This is a genomic window from Gardnerella vaginalis (assembly GCF_001546485.1).
GTDB lineage: Bacteria > Actinomycetota > Actinomycetes > Actinomycetales > Bifidobacteriaceae > Bifidobacterium > Bifidobacterium vaginale_D.
The window spans coordinates 1-3,994 of the sequence record NZ_KQ956831.1 but is presented as its reverse complement, the minus strand read 5'-3'; the positions used below and the strand labels follow the sequence as shown (position 1 = coordinate 3,994).

4 protein-coding genes are annotated in these 3,994 nt (G+C 38.8%); 2 read left to right on the top strand and 2 right to left on the bottom strand.

Annotation, left to right across the window (positions count from 1 at the left end; genetic code table 11):
- Positions 1-1,502 (top strand): DUF4037 domain-containing protein (locus HMPREF3208_RS01150; RefSeq protein ID WP_081091143.1); only part of this gene is annotated, 1,502 nt, incomplete at its 5' end.
- Positions 1,502-2,164 (top strand): DUF4125 family protein, encoded by a 663-nt coding sequence (locus HMPREF3208_RS01145; protein ID WP_064346816.1) that lies wholly within the window; start codon positions 1,502-1,504, stop codon positions 2,162-2,164. The genes HMPREF3208_RS01150 and HMPREF3208_RS01145, both read left to right, overlap by 1 nt.
- Positions 2,165-2,346: 182 nt before the next feature.
- On the opposite strand, the gene HMPREF3208_RS01140 is transcribed toward HMPREF3208_RS01145, so the two are convergent.
- Together HMPREF3208_RS01140 and HMPREF3208_RS01135 are read right to left on the bottom strand one after the other, a co-directional pair.
- Positions 2,347-3,243, bottom strand: a complete 897-nt coding sequence (locus HMPREF3208_RS01140; protein WP_016636687.1) for a nucleotidyl transferase AbiEii/AbiGii toxin family protein — start codon at positions 3,241-3,243, stop codon at positions 2,347-2,349.
- The gene (locus HMPREF3208_RS01135) at positions 3,240-3,821 is read right to left on the bottom strand and encodes a type IV toxin-antitoxin system AbiEi family antitoxin domain-containing protein (RefSeq protein WP_016636688.1); all 582 of its coding nucleotides are present in this window, start codon (positions 3,819-3,821) and stop codon (positions 3,240-3,242) included. The genes HMPREF3208_RS01140 and HMPREF3208_RS01135 overlap by 4 nt, the downstream gene beginning before the upstream one ends.
- Positions 3,822-3,994 lie beyond the last annotated feature (173 nt).

Sequence of the window (3,994 nt, the reverse complement as noted above, 5' to 3'; positions counted from 1 at the left end):
GCACGCAAGAACGCACGCAAGAACGCACGCAAAACTGCTCACAAAAGTCAAATGCAAATACTAACGCGGTTCTTGTTAGCGAGATTCTTGAATCCGCTTTTAAGCACGCCTCGACCAGCGTCCGCATGTACGTTGCAGGAAATAACGAGAATCAGCCGCATTACGCTTCTGCTTTGGCAGGTTTTGCACAGGTTCAGTGTACGCGCGGAAAGTACGATCAGGCGGCAGAAAGTTATAGTAAAGCACTTGCTTTAATCGCTGAGTGTTACGGAAAAGATAGCGAATCATACGCAATTACTGCGGAAAATTTGCACCAAGCACAAGATATGGCAAAAAAATTTGCTGAAATTAATGTTGCTGAAGATAGTGATAAAGACACTACCAAAAACATTTCTAAAAACACTTCAGAAAAACCGCAAGCAACCAACGAGTTACAGACAAACTTCAATAAGATCAGAAAAACAGAACATAATCAAAAAATCAAAAACGGTATGCAATTAGCGCAATCATACTGGAAAACTTACGGAAAGCCGTTACTTGATCAGCCAAAATTCGCAGAATACAAAAATCGCATTGCATCGGGATTAGTTGGTCATGGTTCCGAATGTTACGGTTTTGACGACGAGATTTCGCGCGATCACGATTTTGGACCAGGCTTCTGCTTATGGCTTACCGACGAAGATTATGCGAAAATTGGCGCGGATTTGCAAAACGCTTATGACGCACTTCCGCAAGAATACGCTGGATTTGGCTCTCGCAAAGAAACACCACGCGCTAAATCATGTGCCAGTAGCAAGCGAGTTGGAGTATTTAGCATAAGCGAATTTTTTGAAAACATCACCAGCTTCCCCACTGCCCCTGCCGCAAACGAGCCGCATTTATGGCTATCACTAAACGAAAGCACACTTGCAGCAGCGACGAACGGCAAAATTTTTGCGGATCCGCTTGGAGAATTTAGTAAAACGCGCCAAAGTTTTAAGCTCATGCCGGACGACGTGCGAATCTCACTCATTTCACACAGACTTGGCATGATGGCTCAAGCAGGTCAATACAATGTTCCACGCATGTTGTCGCGAAAAGACGGAGCAGCTGCATGGCTTTCTATTAACGAATTCGTTCACGCGACCGCTTCCCTCGTTTTTCTGCTCAACAATCCCGTAACTGCAGGATACTTGCCGTACTACAAGTGGCAGTTTGCGGCGTTGCGCAAGCTCAGCAATCGCATGGCTTCCAGACTTCCAGAAATATGTAACAAACTTGAGTCTTTGATGCGACTTTCTTCCGCTGCTTGCTTTGGCGGCGACGGTTTTGGCGAAGGCGGCAAAGGCGCTGGACTTGCGCAAAAGCAAGTTACCGCAATAATTAACAGCATTTGCGAAGACATCGTACGAGAGTTGCAATACGAAGGCTTAAGCGATTGCGACGAAACTTTTTTGGAATGGCAGCGGCCGTACGTTGAAGCGCATATTAATTCGCGCGCTGCGTGCTTAAGGAGCTTATGATGTGCGATTTATCAGCAAATACAAAAACGCAAAATACGAAAGAAGAAAATCTGGAAGTGCAAAAACTTGCAGAAGAAATCACCAAACTTGAGTGGGATCAGTTTCAGCTTACGCAAAACGAAGGCGGACGCGCGAATTGTCAAGGAAACTGGCCGACTTTTCACATTATGCGCGTGAGTCAGTTTTTGGCGTGGCCGCTCAATTTGCAAGAGTCTTATAAGCAGGATCTTGAGCGCGCGAATAGCGATGGTCGCAATTTGATTACGGAAAAGTATGCGAGAATGATGGAGTCGACTGCGCCGGAAATTTTTGAGCGCACGATTAAGCCCTACATTAAGCCGATTTTGGAGCCTAGAAAAAGTGCGCAGGAGCAGATTATTTCAACGCAAGTTAAATGGGCTGCGGATTTTCGGGAGCGCTACCCACATTTGGGTTTTGCGATGCGCGTACTTAAAACTAGCGAAGATACGGCAGAGAATACGTCTTTTGAAACGTATTTACGAGGCGAATTAAGCACGTATTCTGACGCAACTTTCGCAAAATACCAGCGTTTTGTAAATAACTTGCGCGCGGAAAATCTAAATCTTACGCAAATGATAATCGCGAATACTGTGCGCATGTATGGCTACGATTCGCTCGAAGCGGCCGAGCGCGCGCAATAAAGCGCGAGCGTTTTATCTTTGTTAAATAAACGCTTATAAAAAAACTCGCTTTTGTGCGTTATCTATGAAAATATAAAGCACAAAAGCAAGCTACAAATAATACAAATTACGAATAAGTACGTTAAAATATTCCTCAAACAGAAATTCCACAATTTCACAATTATTTAATAACTATTTAAAATTCACATCCATTTCATATCTTTATGTTTCCAAGTCATATTAAATTCTTCGTCTTTACGAATAGAATTTATTACAGGCAAAAGGAACGCTTGTATTTCTGAAACTACATCTGAAAAACTACGAGTGTCTTCTACTCTTTTTCTCTTTATAAAACCCTTCCAACGAACACAACGCTCAGAATCCTTAACAAAATCTTCGTTAAAAGCCACAATCTCACCAAAAGAAGTGTTTCGATTGGAAAAAGTTTCAATTAAAGATTCTCTAAGAACCATTCCATCAAAATCTTCATTCTCACAAATCAAGCAGATATCATAAAAATCTTTATATCTACTGTTAATTAGACCTAACGCAACAATAGCTTCTATCTTTTCAGAAATTATAGAATAAGTAGAATATGCAAACATAATAGGAGACTCTTCATTTAGAATAGTCGGATAATTCATAGTAACACGATTAGGATAAACTACATCGCCGAACCCTATATCAATGCTCACATGAACCCTAGTCCTATCAAGATATGCTGTCGTACTTATTCTTGCACCGTGATATTCAGAAGACTTTTTTATGTCATTAACTTCCAAATTATCTATATCAAACTTAATAGGATCATCAGTTTTAATAGATAATATTTGCGAGAAAACATCTTTCAATTTAGATTTACTGTTTGAAATATTCTTAGCAAGCAAATCAATATCAGTAGTCGCACGCGTAAAACTGTTTTCATATAGTCCATAAAGAAGTATTCCTCCTTTTAGCGTAAAATTGTCAGCAAAATTAGATTTGGATATACGAAAAAGGACTCGCTCTAAAACATAAACATTTAATACATCACTGAACAGTTTGTCATTTTTCTTTGAGTAATTCGCAAGCCTATCTTTGATTAAACTAGCATTTTTCATATCATAACCCCCAATATTTGTTTCATAAATGATTCAATTCTAAGCAATTTTGCATATTTCATCAGTTTATTAATATTTCTATTTTTCATGCTGAGATAATTTCGTAGAATTTCAATTGCAGGTTCAAAACCAAGTTTGTTGCGATAAAAAATGATGTCACAAACAGTTTTTTCTATATCATAAATATAAAAATAATTCTCTCCAACCTCAATTTTTCTTATTCCTGTTTCATATCTCTGCTTTGAAAAACGATAAAATTCCATCCCTGCACAATTAATACACTTAGGTATACGAGATTCTCTAGGGATTGCAACATCTATTGATACTTGTTTTTCTGTAGTAAGCCCGTAATAAGAAGCTGCACTAATTAGACAAATTACACCTTTATTTTGAGAATACGCTGGAACTGCATAAAAATCATCAATTTCTCCGTTATATTCCAAGTTCTCATAATATGAACGATTAATACGTTCAAGATTGCCACTTTTTACAAACTGATTTATTTTGTACAGAGAATACCCATGCGATTTAAGAACTTCTATTGATATAAACTGCATATTCTTCATGTTATTTTGCATAATCTCACCTCCTTATAATTTGTATTTTAACGAATGTTTGCAGTTTTGTAAATCTGGTAACATTAAATAAAAATTTATAGAATGCAAGTAAAAGTTACCTATAGACTCATAGCAATAATTTAGATTCGACTGAGCGCGCGCGACGACCTGCCTGAGCGCTGCGATTTAGCGCG

Excerpts from the sequence above, each read along its gene's own strand:
- HMPREF3208_RS01145 (WP_064346816.1), top strand. The coding sequence starts at position 1,502 with ATGTGCGATTTATCAGCAAATACAAAAACGCAAAATACGAAAGAAGAA.
- HMPREF3208_RS01135 (WP_016636688.1), bottom strand. The coding sequence starts at position 3,821 with ATGCAAAATAACATGAAGAATATGCAGTTTATATCAATAGAAGTTCTT.
- HMPREF3208_RS01140 (WP_016636687.1), bottom strand. The coding sequence starts at position 3,243 with ATGAAAAATGCTAGTTTAATCAAAGATAGGCTTGCGAATTACTCAAAG.